The sequence below is a fragment of the Streptomyces sp. NPDC051219 genome (assembly GCF_040682335.1).
Classification (GTDB): domain Bacteria; phylum Actinomycetota; class Actinomycetes; order Streptomycetales; family Streptomycetaceae; genus Streptomyces.
The window spans coordinates 30,396-50,400 of the sequence record NZ_JBFBAS010000040.1 but is presented as its reverse complement, the minus strand read 5'-3'; the positions used below and the strand labels follow the sequence as shown (position 1 = coordinate 50,400).

General features: G+C 67.8%; 13 protein-coding genes. 7 read left to right on the top strand and 6 right to left on the bottom strand.

What is annotated here, in order from left to right:
• The first annotated feature begins 604 nt into the window (after positions 1 to 604).
• Positions 605 to 1,078, top strand: coding sequence for a carboxymuconolactone decarboxylase family protein (locus tag AB0M62_RS30045; RefSeq protein ID WP_366077473.1), 474 nt, complete (start codon positions 605 to 607; stop codon positions 1,076 to 1,078).
• A gap of 279 nt (positions 1,079 to 1,357) precedes the next feature.
• On the opposite strand, the gene AB0M62_RS30040 is transcribed toward AB0M62_RS30045, so the two are convergent.
• Positions 1,358 to 2,263 (bottom strand): NAD(P)H-binding protein, encoded by a 906-nt coding sequence (locus AB0M62_RS30040; RefSeq protein ID WP_366077472.1) that lies wholly within the window; start codon positions 2,261 to 2,263, stop codon positions 1,358 to 1,360.
• A gap of 888 nt (positions 2,264 to 3,151) precedes the next feature.
• Between AB0M62_RS30040 and mraY the strand changes: the two genes are divergently transcribed.
• The 3 genes from mraY to AB0M62_RS30025 all read left to right on the top strand — a co-directional run bounded on the left by mraY (position 3,152) and on the right by AB0M62_RS30025 (position 6,327).
• Positions 3,152 to 4,219 (top strand): phospho-N-acetylmuramoyl-pentapeptide-transferase, encoded by a 1,068-nt coding sequence (gene mraY, locus AB0M62_RS30035; RefSeq protein ID WP_366077471.1) that lies wholly within the window; start codon positions 3,152 to 3,154, stop codon positions 4,217 to 4,219.
• 387 nt (positions 4,220 to 4,606) lie between these two features.
• Positions 4,607 to 5,713 carry a PP2C family protein-serine/threonine phosphatase gene (locus AB0M62_RS30030; protein WP_366077470.1) on the top strand — a complete coding sequence of 369 codons (1,107 nt, stop codon included), beginning with the start codon at positions 4,607 to 4,609 and terminating at the stop codon, positions 5,711 to 5,713.
• A gap of 185 nt (positions 5,714 to 5,898) precedes the next feature.
• A complete protein-coding gene (locus tag AB0M62_RS30025; protein ID WP_366077469.1) occupies positions 5,899 to 6,327 on the top strand; it encodes a pyridoxamine 5'-phosphate oxidase family protein in 429 nt (142 codons plus the stop codon).
• 507 nt (positions 6,328 to 6,834) lie between these two features.
• Here AB0M62_RS30025 and AB0M62_RS30020 read toward each other — a convergent pair.
• Positions 6,835 to 7,428, bottom strand: a complete 594-nt coding sequence (locus AB0M62_RS30020; protein ID WP_366077468.1) for a DinB family protein — start codon at positions 7,426 to 7,428, stop codon at positions 6,835 to 6,837.
• Positions 7,429 to 7,624: 196 nt separating this feature from the next.
• Positions 7,625 to 8,404: an SDR family oxidoreductase gene (locus tag AB0M62_RS30015; RefSeq protein WP_366077467.1), complete on the bottom strand. Its 780-nt coding sequence runs from the start codon at positions 8,402 to 8,404 to the stop codon at positions 7,625 to 7,627.
• A 571-nt stretch (positions 8,405 to 8,975) separates the two neighbouring features.
• Here AB0M62_RS30015 and AB0M62_RS30010 point away from each other — a divergent pair.
• From AB0M62_RS30010 to AB0M62_RS30000, 3 genes are all read left to right on the top strand, one after another.
• The gene (locus AB0M62_RS30010; RefSeq protein ID WP_366077476.1) at positions 8,976 to 9,857 is read left to right on the top strand and encodes a Bax inhibitor-1/YccA family protein; all 882 of its coding nucleotides are present in this window, start codon (positions 8,976 to 8,978) and stop codon (positions 9,855 to 9,857) included.
• A gap of 1,345 nt (positions 9,858 to 11,202) precedes the next feature.
• On the top strand, positions 11,203 to 12,663 hold the full coding sequence (locus AB0M62_RS30005; protein ID WP_366077466.1) for an NAD(P)/FAD-dependent oxidoreductase: 1,461 nt from the start codon (positions 11,203 to 11,205) through the stop codon (positions 12,661 to 12,663).
• 124 nt (positions 12,664 to 12,787) lie between these two features.
• The gene (locus tag AB0M62_RS30000; RefSeq protein ID WP_366077465.1) at positions 12,788 to 12,964 is read left to right on the top strand and encodes a hypothetical protein; all 177 of its coding nucleotides are present in this window, start codon (positions 12,788 to 12,790) and stop codon (positions 12,962 to 12,964) included.
• Positions 12,965 to 13,029: 65 nt separating this feature from the next.
• Here AB0M62_RS30000 and AB0M62_RS29995 read toward each other — a convergent pair whose 3' ends face one another.
• The 3 genes from AB0M62_RS29995 to AB0M62_RS29985 form a co-directional block, all read right to left on the bottom strand.
• Entirely contained in the window at positions 13,030 to 14,124 is a 1,095-nt protein-coding gene (locus tag AB0M62_RS29995; protein ID WP_366077464.1) for a hypothetical protein, read from the bottom strand.
• A gap of 321 nt (positions 14,125 to 14,445) precedes the next feature.
• Positions 14,446 to 15,444 (bottom strand): helix-turn-helix domain-containing protein, encoded by a 999-nt coding sequence (locus tag AB0M62_RS29990; RefSeq protein ID WP_366077463.1) that lies wholly within the window; start codon positions 15,442 to 15,444, stop codon positions 14,446 to 14,448.
• A gap of 167 nt (positions 15,445 to 15,611) precedes the next feature.
• Positions 15,612 to 19,463 carry a S8 family serine peptidase gene (locus tag AB0M62_RS29985; RefSeq protein ID WP_366077462.1) on the bottom strand — a complete coding sequence of 1,284 codons (3,852 nt, stop codon included), beginning with the start codon at positions 19,461 to 19,463 and terminating at the stop codon, positions 15,612 to 15,614.
• Positions 19,464 to 20,005 lie beyond the last annotated feature (542 nt).

The following is a 20,005-nucleotide window of genomic DNA, read 5'->3' as shown; positions in this document are numbered from 1 at the left end:
GTTCGGCACCAAGCTCTATCGACGTCCTCCGGACGGGCACCAGCCCCGATTTTCCCGGCCACGGGGCGGGACCGACAGGGCCCGGGATGACTACCTAGTAGGGCGAGGGCCAGCGGCCCATTCTCGACATGGCCGAGCTCCGCGGGGATGCCGCACCTCGCGCGGCGGGGGCTGTCTTGGCCGGATCGGCCTTCTGTGAAGCGAGATCCCAGCTTCCGGACAGGAACAAGCGCAGTCGATGGCCGCCGAGGCGCGCCGCTGGAGGCCCGGTGCAGCGACTCCCCGGCCTGGCAGTTTATGTGGCCTTGGCGGTGGCGACCTTCAGGCGCGAACGGGGTCGTGGTGCCAGCGCGGACCTGGGCAGTTTCGTTTGGATCACCGGGCGGACCAGAGAAAGATCCTGCGCGTGGGGGCCGGGCCAGAAGGGGCGCCGGCGACCGTGATGAGCGGGGCGACGTCTCGGAAGCGGTCCCGAACTTCGTCGGCCGGTGGTGGTCCCTGCCGTGGTCCGACAGGGAGACGCACGTCACATTCGTTCCTGTCACATCTCGCCGAGCGATTCCGTCAGAGGTGTGCAACCACCAGCAACGGCAGAGGAGTCACCATGGATGCTCGCTTGAACCTCTTCGGCAACCCGGACGCAGCCAAGATCCTGAGGTACCTCACCTCAGCCGGCAAGGTGCTCTCGGACTCGACGCTCCCCGCCGCGACGCAGGAACTGGTGAAGATTCGCGCCAGTCAGATCAACGGCTGCGGCTTCTGCACCGACATGCACACCAAAGACGCCGCCCACGCCGGGGAGACCTCGGTGCGCCTCAACCTGATCGCGACCTGGCGAGAGGCCAAGGTCTTCACCGATGCCGAGCGCGCTGCTCTTGAGCTGACGGAGCAGGGCACCCGCATCGCCGACGCGGCCGGTGGTGTCACGGATGAGGCTTGGGCGAACGCCGCCAAGCACTACGACGAGGACCAGCTCGTCGTCCTGGTGTCCCTCATCGCCCTCATCAACGCCTACAACCGCGTGAACGTCATCGTCCAGCAGCCCGCCGGCGACTACCGGCCCGGCCAGTTCGACTAACGAGGAGTACCTGGCCGGGACCGCCGGTGCCGTCTCGCACCAGCAGCAGCAGCACATGCCCCGGGCACCTCTCGCCGGGCCCGGGGCGTCCTTCTGGTACGCCCGGGTCCGACTGATCCAAACGAGTCGGCCTGGGGGCCTCGTTCGGGTCAGCGGCTTGATCACCGGAGGATGCCCGCGATGTGGAGTCCGGCGAGGTAGATGGTCTCGGTAGCCTTCCCCGACGGGGGCGCAGGCCGACGACGTCAGTGGTGTGCGTCTGGGTGGGCCGGAGCGGCTTCAGCCCAGGTAGAAGTCCCTGCGAGCGGCCACGAATGCCTCGACCGATTGGGCAGGTACGCCCGTCACGCGTTCGACGTCGTCGGACGCGCGGTCGTAGCGGTTCTCGCGGTGGAGTCGGGCCATGGTGACGATGTGCTGTTCGGTGTGGGGCGGCAGGCCTACCTTGGCGAGCACCTCGGCCCGCCACTGGTCGAGCGGCATGTCCACGTAGGACACTGGACGCCCCAACGCCCGTGAGAACTCCTCGGCCATCTCGGTCATGTCGACCGTGCGCGGCCCGGTCAATTCGTAGACGTTCCCGACGTGCGGACCGGGGTCGCGGAGGACGGTGGCGACCACTCGGGCGACGTCGTCCACGGCGACCGGCGAGGTGCGCCCGGTGCCGAAAGGCAGCGCGATCGTGCCGTTCTTCCGAATCGACTGCGCAGGCAGCGCGGTGAAGAGCGGATTGTCCAGGAAAGACGTCGGCCGGATGTGTACCACTGGCAGGCCCGACCAGTTGAGTACCTGCTCGGCCAGCCAGTGCAGTCGCTGCTGGTGCGACTCGCCGGTGCTGGTGGCGGTCATCTGGGACACCGTCATCTGGGACATGCCCACCAGACCGTCCAGCTCCCCGTGCTCGCGCGCCACGCTGGCCACCACGGCTGTTGCCAGAAGATGGTCCGGCGACACGGGCATCGCGAAGTACATGCGCCGCACACCCTCCAGCGCGGCCGCGACGCTCTCGGGTCGCGTCAGGTCGCCGATGACCACCTCCGCGCCGAGCGCACGCAGCTCGGCCGCACGATCATCGTCACGGCGGACCATCGCGCGCACTGGTACGTCCTGCGCGCGCAGTTGGTCGAGGGCCGTGCGGCCCACGCCACCGGCGTTGGCGATGAGAACTAGGTTGCTGGCAACCATCGGCTGATCTCCTTGTGACGAGCTGATCGGGGGTGTGACACGTGGGTGTGGTGTGAAAGGTTTCCGGGACGCGCGGCCGAGTGGTGGGGCCGGCTTCGTTGGACACCTTGTGGCGGGGCCGGATGCGTAAACCGCGACCAATAGGCCCGTGCTGCGGTGTGCGGCGGTCCCTCGCGTCGGAGACGTACCGATGGCCGCGCCGTACCGCCGCGTTCCTGGGACCGCGGTTCCGGCTCGGGATCCTCCCAGTCGCGGGCCGAGGCCTTCGGGCAGGTGCCGAGCGCTTGTAAGGCCCCTTCTAGCCTAAATAGGCTGGCGGGGCCCCGCTTGCGGGAGGGCTGTGGCCCGCAGCCGAAGGCCTTTCGCGCAGGTGGAGGTCCTTGCGTGGGGCGATGAGCTCCTCGGTGGTCATGACTGGCGCCCGGTGAGGGGGTGGCGGGCGATGCGGTCGCAACGACCTCTCGGTGCTGGCGAGCCATCGTGGCGAGGTGCTGGGCTTCGTAAGGGGGCGAGCTCAAGGCCCAGGTCCTGGTTATGGCGGTCATAGGCGACGGGGGGCGACTGCTTGCAGGCCGGCAAGTAACAGATCGGAGCAACGTCAGAACGGCTTCGTCCCTGCTTTCGGTCCAGGTAGGTCTCCAGCCGCCTCAGCCGGACCTCGCTCATCGTCGGAGGTCGCGCTGACAGCGGTGACTGCCGTTTATGCACCGGAGCCGTGAGCGTGATCGTTAAGCGCTTTGCGTTGGACCTCAATTCGCTGCCGTTCTTGTGCCAACTACCCACCGACTTACGAAGGTCGGCGTCTGCATAGGGTGTGCCCGTGACAGCCAGCGATACCGGTGAGGCAGTCCCGTACCGGAACGTAGCCAGGGGGAAGACCGCCGTCCGATGAACCAGATTCTGTTTGCCGGGGCCATTGGCCTGTTCCTGACCCTCATCGGCACACCGCTGCTGATCAAGCTACTGGCCCGCAAGGGCTACGGGCAGTTCATCCGTGACGATGGCCCCCGCGGCCACCACGGCAAGCGCGGCACACCCACCATGGGCGGCATCGCTTTCATCCTGGCCACCCTCGTCGCGTACGCCCTGACCAAGGTCATCACCGGGGAGGGCCCGACGTACCCCGGTGTTCTGGTGCTGTTCTTGATGGCGGGCATGGGCGTCGTCGGGTTCCTCGACGACTACATCAAGATCGTCAAGCGGCGTTCGCTGGGGCTAAGGGCCGGGGCGAAGATGTCCGGCCAGCTGATCGTCGGCATCATGTTCGCCGTTCTGGCCATACGGTTCGCGGACGACCGCGGCCAGACGCCGGCTTCTCTGAGGCTGTCATTCGTCACCGACTTCGGCTGGAGCATCGGGCCGGTCCTGTTCGTCGTATGGGCACTGTTCATGATCCTGGCCATGTCGAACGGGGTGAACCTGACCGACGGTCTGGACGGGCTGGCGACCGGTGCGTCGGTCATGGTCTTCGGCGGCTACACCTTCATCGGCCTGTGGCAGTTCCAGAACTCGTGTGCCAACGCGATAAACCTCACCGACCCCGCCTCCTGCATGGAGGTACGTGATCCGCTCGACCTCGCCGTCGTCGCCTCCGCGCTGATGGGTGCCTGCTTCGGGTTCCTCTGGTGGAACACCTCACCCGCCAAGATCTTCATGGGCGACACCGGCTCGCTCGCCCTCGGCGGCGCTCTGGCGGGCCTGGCCATCTGCTCTCGCACCCAACTGCTGCTGGCCCTCCTGGGCGGGCTCTTCGTCCTGATCACCCTGTCCGTGGTCATCCAGGTCGGCTCGTTCAAGATGACCGGCAAGCGGGTCTTCAAGATGGCTCCGCTGCAGCACCATTTCGAGCTCAAGGGCTGGTCCGAAGTCCTGGTCGTGGTCCGTTTTTGGACCATTCAGGGCATGTGCGTCATCGTAGGTCTCGGCCTGTTCTATGCAGGCTGGGCCGCAGGCTGAGAGCCCGGGGCGGGCCCCGCGGCAGAAGCGCAACTCACAGTCCCCCCGCAAGATCCAAGCTGACGTCAATGCTCTCCCGTGAGACGTGGGCAGGGTGCGCGGGGCATCGACGGGGGCAAGATCGTCGAGGCTGCGGACGGCGCCGGTGAGGAAGCCGCGGTTCATCGGGAAGCACGCGACCATGCCTGTGTCCAGTCCGCCCAGCGTGCCCGATGCCGTTGGTGAGGAGGCCTGAGAGACCCACAAGAGCGTGGAGTGGAGTACTCAACCTCAGCGAGGCAGGCTGTACCCATGCGGTCGCTCTATCGCTCGACCCATCGGCCAGAAGTGTCTCCTCGAGCAGGCGCGGGCGGTCATAGCCGAGTCCTCTTCACGCTGGCGAAGTGTGTGCCGTTCGCGATCGCGCTGGCCGTGCTGGTCATCGAGCTCTCGCCTGCACACTTCATCTATACGGGCCCCTTTCTCACCGCTGTGCCTGCGCTGGCCGCGGTGACGATGGGGCCCAAGGGCACCACCTCGGCTGCGGCTCTCGCGTTGGCGATCAGCGTGGCCACCGCGACCTACAACCAGGCCTGGGGCAACCTGCAGGTCTATACCAACTTCCTCGCGCTGGCCCTGGTGTCCGTGGCCGGCTTCATCACGAGCAGGGCCGTGCAGACGCGCAGGCAGAGCGAGCTCGACCACGTTCGCCGGATCGCCGTGGCAGCACAGGAGGTCGTACTGCGGCCCGTGCCCGCGCGGCTGGGCCCGGTGCGGGCGGCCACCCTGTGCCTGGCAGCTGGGACGGGGGCACAAATCGGCGGTGATCTGTACGAGGCCGTGGAGACGCAGTACGGCGTCCGGATGATGGTGGGGGACGTCCGGGGCAAGGGGCTGTCTGCCATGCGCGCGGTGGCGGTGGCGCTGGGCGCGTTTCGCGAGGCCGCGCACTACGAGGATGACCTGGTGGAGGTCATGAACCACTGTGCGGCCGCGCTGCGACGGGAGGTCGCCGTCCCGGGTGCGTACTCTCAGGAAGTTTTGATGGAAGGATTCACCACCGCGCTCATGGCCCAGGTGCCGGACGAACAGGTGGCGCAACTGGTCAACCGTGGCCATCCTCCACCGCTGTTGCTGCACCAGGGCAGGGCTCAGGCCCTGATGCCCTCCTTGCCACTGCCGCCCCTCGGTCTGGAAGACCTTTTCAACGGCCTGCCCGCCAAGCCCGAGAGCTATCCGTTCGTCCCCGGCGACCGACTGCTGTTGTACACCGACGGTGTGACCGAAGCCCGCAATCGCGACAACGACTTCTTCGCCCTGCCCGAGACCATGGAGGGGATACGCGCAAGCACCACCCCGTCGGAGTTCCTGAAAGAACTGCACCAGGCGTTGATCAGCCACACTGAGGGTCACTTGGCGGACGATGTGGCAATGATCCTCGTTGACCGGATCGACGAAGATTTCGGCAAGCGGATCGGCGCAGCAGCCACACCCTCACGTGACAGGCCGCATTGACTACCTCCCGCGGTGCGCGGGTGGCTTGCCAACTCGTCAGCCTGGCCGATTGGCGCGCTCAGTGACCAAGTAGGACGCCCCTCGCGCACCCCCGTCATCCCGGGCGAGGACTGACCCATCGGCGGCCGGTGTCCTAGGCTGAGCCAGGAGGAGACGCCGAGCGAAGCCGAGAGAAGGAGTCGTCCGTGGCCTTGACCCGTGAAGAGCGTGAGCAGTTCCTCGCCGAGCCCCACATCGCGGCGCTGGCCGTGGACGCGGGCGAGGAGGGGCGGGCGCCGCTCACCGTGCCGATCTGGTACCAGTACGCGCCGGGCGGTGACATCTGGATCATGACGGGGCGGGATTCCCGGAAGGGTCGGGCTATCGCGCGCGAGGGCCGGTTCTGTCTGATGGCCGATCGGGTGGAGCCCACTGTGCGGTACGTGTCCGTCGAAGGTCCCGTCGTCGAAACTGTTCCCGCCACGCGTGAAATGCTGGAGGAGATCTCGGCCCGCTATCTCCCGGCCGAAAAGGTCGACGCCTACGTCGAGATGGCCTGGAAGGACCACGGCGAGCAAGTGGTCATCCGCATGCGCCCGCAGCGCTGGATCAGCTCAGATCTCGGCGAGGCCTGATCCGGGCCCTCAGCTTCGAGGGACCCGGGTCGTGGCTGGCTGTTGGCCGACGACTGCATCGTCGCTATGTCCGCACGGCCGAGCACTTCCTCGGCTCCGTAAGCATCGACATCGCTCTCATCGGCTACCGCCACTCGTCGGGTGAGTCATGGCGCATGGCGCAGGCAGTCACAGGTGTCGTGCAGCCGACCGCAGCTTTTGGACCGTGCGGCGAGTGTCGGCAGGCATCAGGGCTGCGACCGCCGCGGACGCCTGTTCACGTGCCGGAGGTGTTCTCCAACAACTTGGCGCCTCCGAGCTGGCGCGGAACGCGGGAGGCGCGTAGTTCGCGCAGGTCGGCGATATGTGGTTGTAGAGGGTGCCGACGGAGACGCCGAGGGGTTTCGGGATGCACTCGATGCCGTTCTCCGGGTTGGGGAACATGTCGCGGGCCGCGCGCGTCACCCCAACGAGCGACATCCCTGTGCAAGTCGATGCCGGTCGTCGACTGACTCGTCTGGTCCGAAGTTACGCGTCTCGGTCGGCTTCCTGAGCCGCGCGCTCCAGCCGGCTTCGATGGCTCTCCCACCACGCCGAGTCGCCCGGCGCCATGCTGTCGTTGCCCTTGTTCATCCCAACGGCACCGTCTATGAGTTCCCGGATGATATCGGCGTGCCCGGCGTGCCGGTGTGTATCAGCAATCACGCGCACTACGGCATGAAGCAACGTCACCTCGTTTCCCTTGCTAGGCCACCACGGCACCCTGCCGATCGTGTCCAGCGCCAACGCGTCGATCGTCGCGTCCGCGTGCGCCCACGCCCGGCGGTAAAGCTCCACAATCTGCTCGCGTGACTCGTCGGCGGTGGCCCACATATCTGCGTTGGGCTCAGCGCCGTCTTCGAGCCAGGGCAGCGGCTCGCCGGACGGCCGTCCGAAGGTGTCGCCGAGGTAGCCCAGTTCCACGCTGGCCACGTGTTTAACCAGGCCCAGGAGGTTAGTGCCGGTCGGCGTCAGCGGGCGGCGGGTGTCGTACTCCGAGAGCCCTTCGAGCTTCCAGAGCAGGGCATCGCGGGCGGACTGCAGGTAAAAGTGAAGGTCAGCCTTGGGGTCCGATGCGTTCATGGGGCCAGTCTGCCGCTCACGCGATCTTTGTCCACCGCCTTAGTCCGCCGCTCGCGGCGAACCAGATCATCTGACGCGACGAGCGAATCAGACCAGATCACCTGATACAGGGGCCAGATCGACAGAGACGGGACAGCCGTCCGCCCGTGGCAAGATCGAATGACCAGGGACACGTCTTGCCAAGGCTGCCGCCGACTCAATGAACGGAGAACCCACCGTCGACGAAGATGGCCTGCCCTGTGACATAGGCGGAGGCGCGGCTCGCCAGGAACACCGCTGCGCCCGCGAAGTCCTCGGCCAGACCGTTGCGCCCTACCATTGTGCGCGCGGCCAGCGCAGCCACCTTCTCGGGATCGGACGACAGCTGCGCGTTGAGCGGCGTCATCACGAAACCCGGGACGAGCGTGTTGCAGGTGACGCCGTACGGCGACCATGCCTCGGCTTGTGAACGTGCCAGAGACTCCAACGCCCCCTTGGACACCCCGTAGGCGCCGCTCTGGACGAACGCCCGATGCGCCTGTTGGGAGGTGACATGGATGATCCGTCCAAAGCCTCGTTCGGCCATGTCGGGGCCGAACCGCTGTCCCAGCAGGTAGGGCGCCTCCAGGTTCACCGCCATCGTGGTGTCCCACACCTCCTCGCCCAGTTCGTCCATGGACGGCCGCAGGTTGACCCCGGCGCAGTTGACGAGGATGTCGGGCTCCCCGAATGCCGCGGCCGCCTTCTCGGCCGCCGCGCGCACACCGTCGCGGGTACCCAGGTCTTCGCTCACCCAGGCCGCCCGGCAGCCGCCGGTTGCCAGCTCACCGACCGTGGCGGCCAGCTCCGCTTCCCTGCGTGCCACGACCACGACGCTCGCCCCCGCACGTGCGAGGGCCCCGGCGATAGCCCGGCCGATGCCGGAACTGCCGCCCGTCACCACAGCGACCCGGCCGTCCAGCGAGAACAATTCGGAGAGGTACGTCTGTGAGGTCATGCCCGCACCCTAAACACAGCGCCATCGTGATGACGCACGGGGCGGAGTCTTATCTCGCTCGGTTCCTATGGGCCGGCGCCCACGAGCCGATCAAGAACGATCGCCTCATGGCGGGCCCATGCGCAGGTTGAGGGTAGTCGGCGTCCGGGGACGCTGCCGACGCAGGGAGCTTGTCCTGCGACTGGGCCTTGAAGCCGGCCGCGTCGAAGTAGCTGTCGTCGCCGGCCTCGCGCAGCCCCATGTCGATCGAGGATGACGTCTATGAGGTCAGTCTCTTGAAGGGTGACGACGGAATATGCGAGTGTCGTCACTAGTTAAGAGGGTGATGCGCGGGTGGGTGAGTTCATCCAACCGACTGGTGAAGGCACACACCTTTGAGTCCTCATCCAAGCAGAGGTGTCGATGATCTGTCCGCAGAAACACGAGGTCCTACCGCGAGCGGTGCGCCCGCGGTAGGACCCGGTGGCGGATCACTCCCAGGCCGGCCGAGGCGGATCGGTAGATCAGAGCCTGCAGCCCTGCATGACCGAGCAAGTGAGGCGACCTAATGTCATACGTGGAAAAGCGTTCGCTGAAGAGTAGTAATCCGGTGTTCTCGCGGCGGGGCTTCAGCCGTGGCGCTGGCGCTGGGGGGAACGGTGAGCCAGCCGCTTCGGGCCCGGTGGCGAGAGTCAACCCGTATGCGGGTGTGACCAGTCTGCGCAAGGGTGCCGTGATTCCGGAAGGTGAAGCAGCGCAGGATGTCCGGCCGCAGGTGTCCGGCGATGTGATGACCATGGATGACGTCGTGCTGCGTACCACCTTGGCGCTCGGTACGGTGGTGCTTGCTGCGGTGCTTTCATGGGTACTGCTGCCCGTCAACGAGGGCAGCATCCTCATGTCGTACGGCATCGCGATCGGCGCCGCTCTGCTCGCAGTGGCTCTCTCGCTGATCCAGTCCTTCAAGAGCAGGCCGTCGCCGGCCCTGATTCTGGGGTACGCGGCCTTCGAAGGCGTCTTCCTCGGTGTCATCTCCAATGCTGTTTCGACCCACATCTCATCGGGTGTGGTGGTCCAGGCCGTACTGGGCACGATGGCGGTCTTCGCCGGTGTCCTGATCGCGTACAAACTGCGCTGGATACGTGTGACCCGCCGTTTCTACGGCTTCGTGATGGCGGCCGCAGTGGGCTTCCTATTGCTCACCATGGCCAACCTGCTGTTCTCCGCCTTCAGCGCAGGTGACGGCCTGGGTTTCCGCAGCGGCGGCCTCGGAATCCTGTTCGGCATCATCGGCGTCATCCTCGGTGCCTCCTTCCTCGCCCTGCACTTCAAGCAGGTGGAGGACGGCATCACGCACGGCGCCCCCGGCGAGGAGTCCTGGCTGGCCGCCTTCGGTCTCACGCTGACTCTGGTGTGGATCTATGTGGAAGCGCTCCGTCTGCTGACGCTTCTGCAAGAGGACGACAGCTGGTGACCTGCCATCCGGAGCCACCGCCGGGACAGCAGCGGGCGCCCGTATCGGCGCTGCTCTGCTTGGAGCCGCTGTCAGGGGAGGGGCGTGATGGCCGGTTGGGAACGGCCGCAGCCGTTCCCACTCCACACGCCTCGACTCACCCCGCCTCTGCGGACAGCCGCCTGAGCGCGGGGCAGCAGTCAAATCTCGCCGCAGCGAGTGGTCCCTATTCGCCTGCTGAGCCTTGATCGTCCCGGCGTAGATCCTCTGGGCCCTCGGAGGCCGACGGGGCCTTGGGCCACAGTTGACAGAGCCTGCCGGGACTTCTGGTGAAGCCCCGGTTCCCGCGGTGGGCCAAGCGCGGCCGGGGGTTCCGGGCTGCTTCGAGTTTGACGCGGAGTGGAAGGCCGGCATGGCACAAGGGAATACATCACCAGGGTCACCGGTTTGACCGGTGCCCGTTCTGAAGCGTCGTTCACCCCCGGCGAAGGGCACGATCTTGGCTAAGACTTACAGGGTTCTTGTTAACTGTGCCTGAGGAGGGGCGCGAGAGGGCCGGACGAGGGCCGAAGGCGCAGCAGCGGTGTGGACCGGCGGATGGCGAGGGAGGTGGGTCAAGGTGTCCACCAAATGGGTTTCCACTCAAAGGACTTCCGGGCCGACATCCCCGGCCATGTCGACCCCGTGAGGAACGCTTTCAACGAAGACGTGTGGCTCGTTCAACGGCCGGGGACCCGCTGCTTGACCTCCTGAAGCACCCAGCTGTACCGGTTTGTGTTACCCATCGCACGGTGTGTGCCTACCGTCCCGCCTTGCGTCCACTGCGCACTGCCGCACCTGGGACTGTTTCTACGAACCGGCCGACCCTCTGGATCAGTTGCCACAGCCCGCGCACCTGGATTGCGAGCCGACTTCGCAGCAGTCCGCCGGCACTTCGATGCTGATCGTGGGCGGGTACCCGGACTTCGGTCAGGCGCACCACGTCGCCACACACTCCCGTGGAGCAGACTTCTACTTCGATCGGGGCAGGCTGCTTCGCGAGGCGCAACTACACAACCGAAGTCATCAACGCCGGGCCGGCCGCGCACTACTGCTCCGCCCAGAAGAACTTCGCCGGGATCATGGTCCCCACCAGGCGACGCCTCTACCCCTGGGGGAAGATGGAGTGGTGCTGCGCGACACGAAACTCGTCCCATCGATATCGACAACGTATCGGCAACGTCCAGCTTGAGAATTCATGAGCCGTTTCGTTGGGGATAGCCGCAAAACCCGCTAACGGATAGTGCGCAGAAGCGGCGGGAGAAGTCACTTCCAATCGTCTCCGTCATGCAGCCGATGAGAACCAACAAGAACGACGGGAGCAGCCATGAGCGACACTTCTCGCGTCTATGACGTCGTAGTCATCGGTGCTGGTCCTGCGGGAGAGAACCTGGCTGAGAGAACGAGCGCTGCCGGGCTCACCTCAGTGATCGTGGAAAACGAGTTGCTCGGCGGAGAGTGTTCGTTTTGGGCGTGCGAACCCAGCAAGGCGCTACTGCGGCCGGTGGTGGCGCGTGCTGACGCACGTAGGGTCCCAGGTCTGCGGCGATCGGTTGAGGGATCGCTGGACGTCCCTGCAGTCTTTGCTTACCGTGACAAAATGTCCGCCAACTGGCAAGACGAGGACCAAGTCGACTGGCTGAATTCTGTTTCGGTGGATCTGGTCCGAGGCCACGGTCGTTTGGACGGTCCGCGGCAGGTAGTGGTTAACACTCAGGACGGTGAGACCGCCCGTCTGACTGCTCGACACGCCGTCGGTGTGTGTACCGGAACCGTCACTGCGTTCCCGGATCTGCCAGGACTCGACAAAGTCCGTCCGTGGACAAACCGCGAAGCGACCGCCGCCCGGCGGGTGCCAGGTCGGCTCGCCGTGGTGGGAGGCGGTGTGGTCGCCGTCGAAATGGCTACGGCATGGCAAGCACTTGGTTCCCAGGTGACCATGCTGGTCCGGGGGAGTAGGGGGTTGCTCAGTCGGATGGAGCCGTTCGCCGGGGAAATGGTGGCAGATGCCCTTCGCGACGCCGGAGTGGACGTGCGCTTCGCAACTTCCGTGACCGAGGTCGCGCGGGAGGACGGCGCAGACAGCCCGGTACATATCACCATGGCGAATGGTGATTCGATGGTCGCGGATGAGATTTTGTTCGCAACTGGTCGATCCCCGCACACCGCGGACATCGGCCTGGAAACCGTCGGCCTCATCCCGGGAGACTGGCTGACTGCAGACGACACGTACCGCGTGACAGCTGTCGCTGACGGCTGGCTCTACGCTGTCGGCGATGTCAACCATCGGGCTTTGATGACGCATCAGGGAAAGTACCAAGCGCGGATTGCAGGCGCCGTGATCGGGGCCCGTGCCAACGGCGAGCCGTTGGATGACAGCAGGTGGGGCACACACGCTGCGACCGCCGACAGCGACGCTGTACCTCAGGTGGTCTTCACTGACCCGGACGTCGCGAGTGTGGGGCTGACCACCCAGGAAGCGGAGCGCACCGGACGTCGAGTCGACGTGGTGGACTACGACATAGGTCGCCTCGCGGGAGCAGCCCAATATGCCGACGGCTACCGCGGCAAGGCACGCGTGCTGATCGACCTTGACCGCGGCACTGTCGTCGGCGTCACCTTCGTCGGTCCTGGAGTCCAAGAACTGTTGTACTCGGCGACTGTCTTGATCACCAGCGAGGCACCCGTGGAGCGGTTGTGGCACGCCGTACCCGCGTTCCCGACGATCAGTGAAGTCTGGCTCCGCATCCTTGAGACATACCGGGACCGGGCCAGGCAGGTGGAATGACATCGCAGTCGGACTGCGCGTGACTTGAACCGCTCCAGGTCTGGTGGAGGCTCGATTCCCTGAGAGGATCGCGCCATGGCACGTCCAGCTCCTTACCCTGCCGAGCTTCGCGAGCGCGCGGCGCATGGCCGCGGAGATCCGGCAGGATGCGGCACAGCGCCGGCTCGGCGGCGACGAGGTCGAACAGTGTGTGGCCGATGCGCCGGACCTGCTCCCGGTACTGCGGCATGCTCTCGGAAGCACCGGGATCCTCGCCGGACAGCGCGTCCCTCACCTGGGCGAGGGCGCGGGAACAGTCTGAGCCGCTACTCCGGTGGTTCGCGCCAGAGCCTCAGCGGCCCCGCCGTCGGTGGGGCGGCCTTATGGTCACCAATCCCCATCCGTCACCGGAGTCCCGGGCGGCTTCAAAACGTCGCCGAGCGGCTGGACCTGATGTACGCCGGGCGGGGCCCACGGGGTGTGGTCGTCGCCGAGCCAGTCGCCGACCGGCTTGACCTGGCTCAGGGTGTCCGTCGGCGGCAGGTCGGTGCCGTCCTCGTCGTAATAGTCGAACCAGGGGAGCCCGGCCCGGGTGTAGGCGGCGCGGTCGACGGGCGACGGCGGGGCCTCCTCGCCAGTGATGCGGCGCCAGTCAGGTGGGGTCACCAGGTGGACGAACACCCGGCCGGAGGGGTCCTCGGCCCAATCGGACATGGGCCGGTCGTCCTGATAGACCTCCTGCCGCATGGACCCACCTACTCCCAGTCCCATGGCAGCCGCCGGCGGGGGCGGCCCGGCCGGAGGCGCCGGTGCGGCCATGGCTACGGGGAACGCCGCACCGTAGCCGCCGCCCGGTGCGGCCGGTGCGGGCATCGGTGCACCGGTCCACCTCGGTGCGGCAGCCGAGCGGGCCCGTGCCGCTGCTCGCTCCGCCTGTATGCGCTGCTCTTCGCGCCAGGCGTCAAGCGCCGCCCGGGACAGCGGGAAAGCCTGGAGCTGAACCCCTCCCGTGGTCTCTTCGCCGGTGACCTGGCCTTCAACTGTGGCCCCCAGACCGAGTGGCACGGCAACGAACTGACGCACCGTCCCCTGTCCGGAGTTGATGCCGTCCAGCCACGGCTGTCGTGGCAGTACGACATAGTTCTGCGGCTCTCGCGTCAGCCGGCCGGTCCACCGCGTGCCGGAAACTGCACATACTTTGCCGACGCCGATCTGGAGCGCCGCGGGTTCCCGGCTGCCCGCGAAGCTCAGCCATATGGCCTCCCGCAGGTACACCGGCAGCATCACTCCGCCCCGGGCCAGCCACTGTCGCGGCACGGTGCCGGGAAAGTCTTCGACGCGTCGCACCGGGAACTCGCCGAGCCCCGGCGGGAGCGGATGTGTCCCTGACTCCGGCAGGCGCAGCGTACGGATGAAACGGATCTGCGCCCCGCCGCCGAGCAGCAGACTGTTGCCCTCGATCCGTACACCACTGGTGACCACAGCGACCTCCCCATTTCTCGGCGCCTCTTCCGCTGCTATCACGACCTGTGGTCCGTCACGGTTCCAACAAGAAGAACCAGTGGTTCCCAGCCACCCGCGACATGTCTGGGCCTCCCGAGCCTGCGAGTGACCGGGATCAACCCATCAACAACGTAAGGAGGTGCCGTTCGCTCGAGTATCCGGCCAGTGAGCTGTCCGAGCGTGTTCAACCGGTCCTCGGCACTGCTGGAGACGTCGGGGCGTCACACGCCCCCGGCCATGACGCAGCGCGCCATGTCTCCCATGACCGCCGTCACGGGCGCTTCACGCGCTCCGTTCTCGCTACAGCCAGCCCCGGCGGGCCGCCTGCCAGGCGAGCTGCATACGGGTCGCGGCGCCGGCGAGGGTCATCATGTGCTGGATGTGGCGCTGGACGGTGCGGCGGCTCAGCCCCATCTGACTGGCGATGGCCTTGTCGGCGACGCCCGCGACCAGGAGCGAGAGCAGCCTGCGGTCGGTCTCGCCAAGGGGGGCCGAGTCGTCGGCGTCGCCGGCTTCGACCGTGCCGGAGTCGCTGACGTGCAGCGGCACGGCGTCCTCCCAATAGCGTTCGAAGAGGGCGGTCAGTGCCTCCAGGAGGCTGCTGTCGCGCAGCAGTGCCGCCGTGGGTTCGCTGGGGCTGCCGTACGGGCCGCCGGGTACGAGCGGGCAGATGGCCATGGCCCGGTCGGCGACGGCGAGCCGCAGGGGGAGGTGGGGGACGGAGCGGGCGACCTCGCCGGCGCGGACGCCTTTAACAACGTTGTCAACGGCGCCGTCGTCGTCGAAGAAGGCCCGCTCGTACAGGACGCGGTAGCGGACACCGCGCGCCAGGGCTTCGTACTCGGCGCGATTACTTCCCGAGGGCATGGCGACGTACTGGGCCTTGCAGAACCACAGCATCTCGTGGCGGGCGTTGTCCTGCAGTTGGCGCAGGTGCTGGCGCAGCGCCCCGGCGCCGGTGATTACCTCGATGAGCTGGCCGGCGTCCTGGCGGCGCCGGGTGCTGCGGTAGCTTTCCAGCAGGTCGGTGACGGCGGCGCGGGCCTGGTCGAGGGCGTCGGCGTTGCGTTGCAGGCGCGGCAGCAGGGCTACATCAGGGGAGGCCGCGGTGAACTGGCGGGGCTGCCGGTCGGTGGGACTGGCGAGTCCCTGGGTGGCGAGCATCGCGAGGATGCCTTCGGCCTCCCCGGCTGCGAGTCCGGTCTGCGAGGCGATCTCGTCGGCCGTGGCCGAGGCGGTCGTGATCAGAAGCCGGTAGACGGTCTCCTCGACCGCCGTGAGGCCAGCCGCCTCGAGCATGCCGCGTCCCTCCTGGCCTGGCCGAGTTCGCGCAGGCGTACGGACAACATATCGTTGAAGGTTGGACTGTACCTGAGTGTCCTACGCATGACACGGCGGGTGCCGGGGCCTACACCCCCGGCACCCGCCGCGACTTCAAGAGGGACAACCCACCCTCACGGTCACCGTCACCGTGCGCCGCGGTGCAGGTAGGCGCGGTCCACTGTCTGCCGAACGGTGTTGCCGGCCGCGTCCTTCGCGGTCACGCGCAGCGTCACGTACGCGTCGCCGTGCACCCGGGCCGGCCGCTCCACGGCGGCGGTGAAGCCGCTGCCCTTGCGGGCCGTGGTGGCAGTGGTCCAGGTCCGCCCGTCGTCGTAGGACGTCTCGACCTTCAGCGACACGCCGCGCGGCGCCGCCATGCCGTCCTGCATCCGGACGTTCAGGCCGAGGGCGTACCGCCGTGCCGAGCTCACCGCGTTCAGTGCGTCGGCCGGCACGCCGTAGTCGACCTGAAGCAGGGGCAGCAGCGCCGATGCGGCGGCCGTGTCCGAGCGGAACGTCCACGACGTACGTGTGCCGGTGCCGAAGCGCCAGTCGTCCGACACGCGGGCGGTCGCCAGGTCCAGCCGGTACTCGGCGTTGCCCGAAGGCACCTCGATGTCGCCCCACGCGCCGTTGTCGGACTCGGCGATCCGCTGCCCGTTCCGGTACAGCACCGCCGAGGCCGTGTCGGGCGTGTCGGCCGCGGAGGCCGCCGGAGCGCCGAGGCGGACGCCGCCGCCACCCGGGTTGAAGGGGATCTCGCCGAACGCCCAGTGGCCCGTGTCGGAGTCGCTGAATTCCGGAACGAACACCGACAGGGTGTCGCCGTTGCGCACCGACGGCCAGGGCGCACCGCGCGGGATCGACGGGCGGACCGGAGCTCCGTACCACCGCTCCGTCGCACGCTGACCGGGCACGTACGTGTGCGGCACGTCCCTCATACCGACGTTCAGCGGCCTGTCAGGGTTGCCGACGACATTGTGGTGCACGGTGTGGCTCCACAGCGTGTCCCCGCCGGTGACGTACTCGACGCGTTCCCCGCCCACCGGAACGTAGCGGCTGTAGTCGTTCCACGCGGTGGCCTGGTACGGCCGCCACCCGAAACGCTGCTCGCTCGTCCATGACGAGGCACCGGTGCGGGTGTACGTGCTGCGGACCACGGCGCTGTCCTTCTCGGAAACCGTGTGGACCAGGTTCTTGGGGATGGAGCCCTTGGAGGTCTGCATCACGTCGTAGTGGTAGGGGCTGCGCACCGTGCCGGAGAACTCCAGGGTCGTGGTGTCCTTCCTGACGCGCTCCAGCAGGGCGGAGCCTTCCTTCGAGGAGATCCGGACGGTGGGCAGGGCCGTCCGGTCACCGTCCGGGTGCCACCGCGTCCAGGCAACATCCCACTCCGGGCACACCATGAGCAGTGCCTTGGCTCCCGCGGCCTTCGCCGCCTGCGCGAGCGCACGGGTGTCGCCCGTACCGGAGTCGGCCATTCGTACGACGGCCGCCTTGCCGCGCGCGCCGCGGAAGTCGGGCGCCTCCGAGGTGCCGGCGTCGACGGCGGTCAGCCGCGCGCCCCGGTCCTCGAAGGCCGCGGAGGTGGCCGCGTAGTACGCGTTGAGTCCGAGTGAGCTGCCGGATACCTTCGCCTGCAGGTCCGGGGCCGCCATCTGCCAGCGCGAGTTGAACTCGAAGGTGCCATCGGTGACCGGAGCAACGCGGCTGACGTAGAGCCGCTTGACCTCGTCGAACATCATGTGGCCCTGGAGCAGGCCGTATCCGTCGATCTGGCGGTAAATAAGAGTGCTGAGGATGCCGCGCTGCTCGGCCGGGCGCGGTGTGCGGATCTTCACCTCCGTGACGTCGGCGGCGTTCAGCGTCACCGTCGTGTCCTTGGTGACCTTCACCTCGGGGTGGACGATTTCGCCCGCTTCGATGCCGTCGTCGACCGTGTCGAAGAAACCGGAGTTGAGGTAGTAGGTGCCCTCTTCCAGCACGGCGACGCCCGCGTCGCGGTCCGTGTAGGACATGAACCCTTCGGGGCCCCAGATGTTCGGCAGCGCGCCGGGCACGACCTTGCCGTCGCGGTCGCGGTAGACGACGGTCAGCCGGTGCTGCTTACCTTTCACCGCGAGGGAGACGGTGGTGTGGGTGAGCACGGTCCCGTCGGCGGACTTTGCGGTGACGTATCCGTAGTACTTGCCGCGGGCGGCGTTCGCAGCGTCGAGGCGCACCGGCACCTCGGCCGTGGCGCCGGGGGCCAGCTGCACGGTGTTGGAGCCGAGGCGGACCACTCCGTCTGCGAGCGCGCGCCCGGAGTCTGTGGCCAGGCTGACGGCCAGGGCGAGCGTGAGCGGGTGGTCACCGCTGTTGGTGTAGCGGACGGTGGCCGACTGCTGCTGCCCGTCCGTACCGCCGGCCTGGATCGGGGTGAAGGCGACGGAACCGGTGGCCGTGACCGGGCCCATGGCCGTGGCCAGGTCGATACGGCCGCCGCCCTGCTCGGTCACCTTGGTGCCGGGCACCGTGTGCGAGGTACTGATCAGGGCGTCCTTGAGCTGCTGGGCGCCCCAGTCAGGGTGTTGCTGGGCTAGCAGCGCGGCGGCGCCGGCGACATGCGGGGTCGCCATCGACGTGCCGGACGCGGCGGTGTAGTTGGCGTCGACCGGGCTGCCCATGGTGGTGCCGGACCCGCGGGCGGCGACGATGCCGACCCCGGGGGCGGTCACGTCGGGCTTGGCCGCCGCGTCGCCGAGGCGCGGGCCGCGGCTGGAGAAGGGGGCGAGGGAGTCGTCGCGGTCGACGGCCCCGACGGTCAGCGCGGCATCGGCCGCGCCCGGCGAGCCGATGGTGGACAGGCCGTTCTGGCCCGCGTTGCCCGCGGCGACGACGAAGAGCGTGTCGGTGGACGCGGTCAGCGTGTTGACGGCCTGGCTCATGGAGTCGGTGCCGTCGGTGGGGGCGTCCGAGCCGAGGCTCATGTTGACGACCTCGGCGTCCTGGGAGGCCGCCCACTCCATGCCGTCGATGACGGACGACTCGGTCCCGAAGCCGTCGTCGCCCAGCACCTTGCCGATCAGCAGGTCGGCGTGGGGCGCGACACCGCGCCGGGTCCCGGCCGACGCGGCGCCCGTGCCGCTGACGGTCGAGGCGACGTGCGTGCCGTGGCCGAAGGCGTCGTTCGTGCCCGCGCTGCCGGAGAAGTCCTTGGCCTCCGCGATGCGTCCGGCCAGGTCGGGGTGGTTCGCGTCGACACCGGTGTCGAGGACCGCCACCTTGACGCCCTGGCCTTCGTAACCGGCCTTCCAGGCGGCGGGCGTGTTGATCTGCGCGGTGCTGCGGTCCAGCACCGCCTTCACCTTGCCGTCCAGCGAGATGCGCGGAGTGATCGCGGCACGGGCGGCGTCGGACGTTCCCCCGGGGTTCAGCGTCTTCCAGAACCGGCCCAGATCGCCGCCCGCGATCCGCAGCGACCGCGCGTCGATGCTCGTCAGGCTACGGGCCGGCGTCGCGGCCGTGTTGAACGTCATCAACCGGTCGGCAGCGGCCGCGGCGGCCTTCGCCGCCCGCGCGGTACCCCTGGTCCCGTCCGGTGACGACTCGGAGGAGATTATCAGCGGAAGCACGGAGGTGTGGGCCTCGTCGTAACCCTGGGAGATCAGGGCCGTCACGTTGAAGAGCCGGCGGTCCAGTGTGCCGGCGGTCACCAGCGCCTCGGCGTCCGACGGCAGCACGGTCAGCGCCTTGTCGTCACCCTCCAGCGTCCGGAAGGAGAAGCGCTCGCGCCCGGGTCCGGGCTGCACCGACGCGGTGCGCCGCCCGCCGGGCAACGTTGTCACAGTCACCCGGTCGCCGGTCAGCAGTCGCACGGTGGCGGAGACCGCCTTCTCGCGGTCGGCGAATTGCGCCGTTCCATCCGATGTCGTCCCGGCGGAGACGGGCGATACGGCCCCGACTGTCACCACCAGTACGGTCGATATAGCCGCCGATAGGCGGATCCATGCCATCTGTTGAACACCTTTCATGCAGCTTGCGGTCATGCGGTGTACGACACAATCCGCTGACGTCACAGGGCATGTCACTGGGTATCAGGTGTCACAGATGCGACATGTCGCAACGGCGACGCGGACACAGCGTGGCGCCGTCAGAACACATCCAGGCGGTCGGCGCCCGTGGGCGCTGGAACGGTGACCTCTCGGCGCTTGGTCCCGCGCGTCGCCTGCCCGGCCAAGTTCTCGCCAGAGAGCAGGAGTTGGCAAGGGAATGCGGCCGCCCCGGCGCCGCGAAAGCGCGGGGGCCGGTGGCCTCACGGGCCGGGCTTAGGACGGAGCAGGCGCGCGGCGGGCGGAGGCGCGACTCCGACATGCACGCGCGGCCCGGGGAACGGCGGTAGCCACCGGGAGGACGGTGCTGTCGATCTCCACCTCCGCGGCCGTACGCGGCACGGGCTGGTGCTGGTGCTGGTGGTGCGTCCGAGTTCTTGCCGTGCCCGGAGCCCGTTCCGGCGGTGTCGCATCTGCGTCATGTCACCGTAGCGCCAGCCCAACCC

Excerpts from the sequence above, each read along its gene's own strand:
- mraY (WP_366077471.1), top strand. The coding sequence starts at position 3,152 with ATGAACCAGATTCTGTTTGCCGGGGCCATTGGCCTGTTCCTGACCCTC.
- AB0M62_RS30005 (WP_366077466.1), top strand. The coding sequence starts at position 11,203 with ATGAGCGACACTTCTCGCGTCTATGACGTCGTAGTCATCGGTGCTGGT.
- AB0M62_RS30020 (WP_366077468.1), bottom strand. The coding sequence starts at position 7,428 with ATGAACGCATCGGACCCCAAGGCTGACCTTCACTTTTACCTGCAGTCC.
- AB0M62_RS30000 (WP_366077465.1), top strand. The coding sequence starts at position 12,788 with ATGGCCGCGGAGATCCGGCAGGATGCGGCACAGCGCCGGCTCGGCGGC.
- AB0M62_RS29985 (WP_366077462.1), bottom strand. The coding sequence starts at position 19,463 with ATGGCATGGATCCGCCTATCGGCGGCTATATCGACCGTACTGGTGGTG.
- AB0M62_RS30040 (WP_366077472.1), bottom strand. The coding sequence starts at position 2,263 with ATGGTTGCCAGCAACCTAGTTCTCATCGCCAACGCCGGTGGCGTGGGC.
- AB0M62_RS30015 (WP_366077467.1), bottom strand. The coding sequence starts at position 8,404 with ATGACCTCACAGACGTACCTCTCCGAATTGTTCTCGCTGGACGGCCGG.
- AB0M62_RS29990 (WP_366077463.1), bottom strand. The coding sequence starts at position 15,444 with ATGCTCGAGGCGGCTGGCCTCACGGCGGTCGAGGAGACCGTCTACCGG.
- AB0M62_RS30045 (WP_366077473.1), top strand. The coding sequence starts at position 605 with ATGGATGCTCGCTTGAACCTCTTCGGCAACCCGGACGCAGCCAAGATC.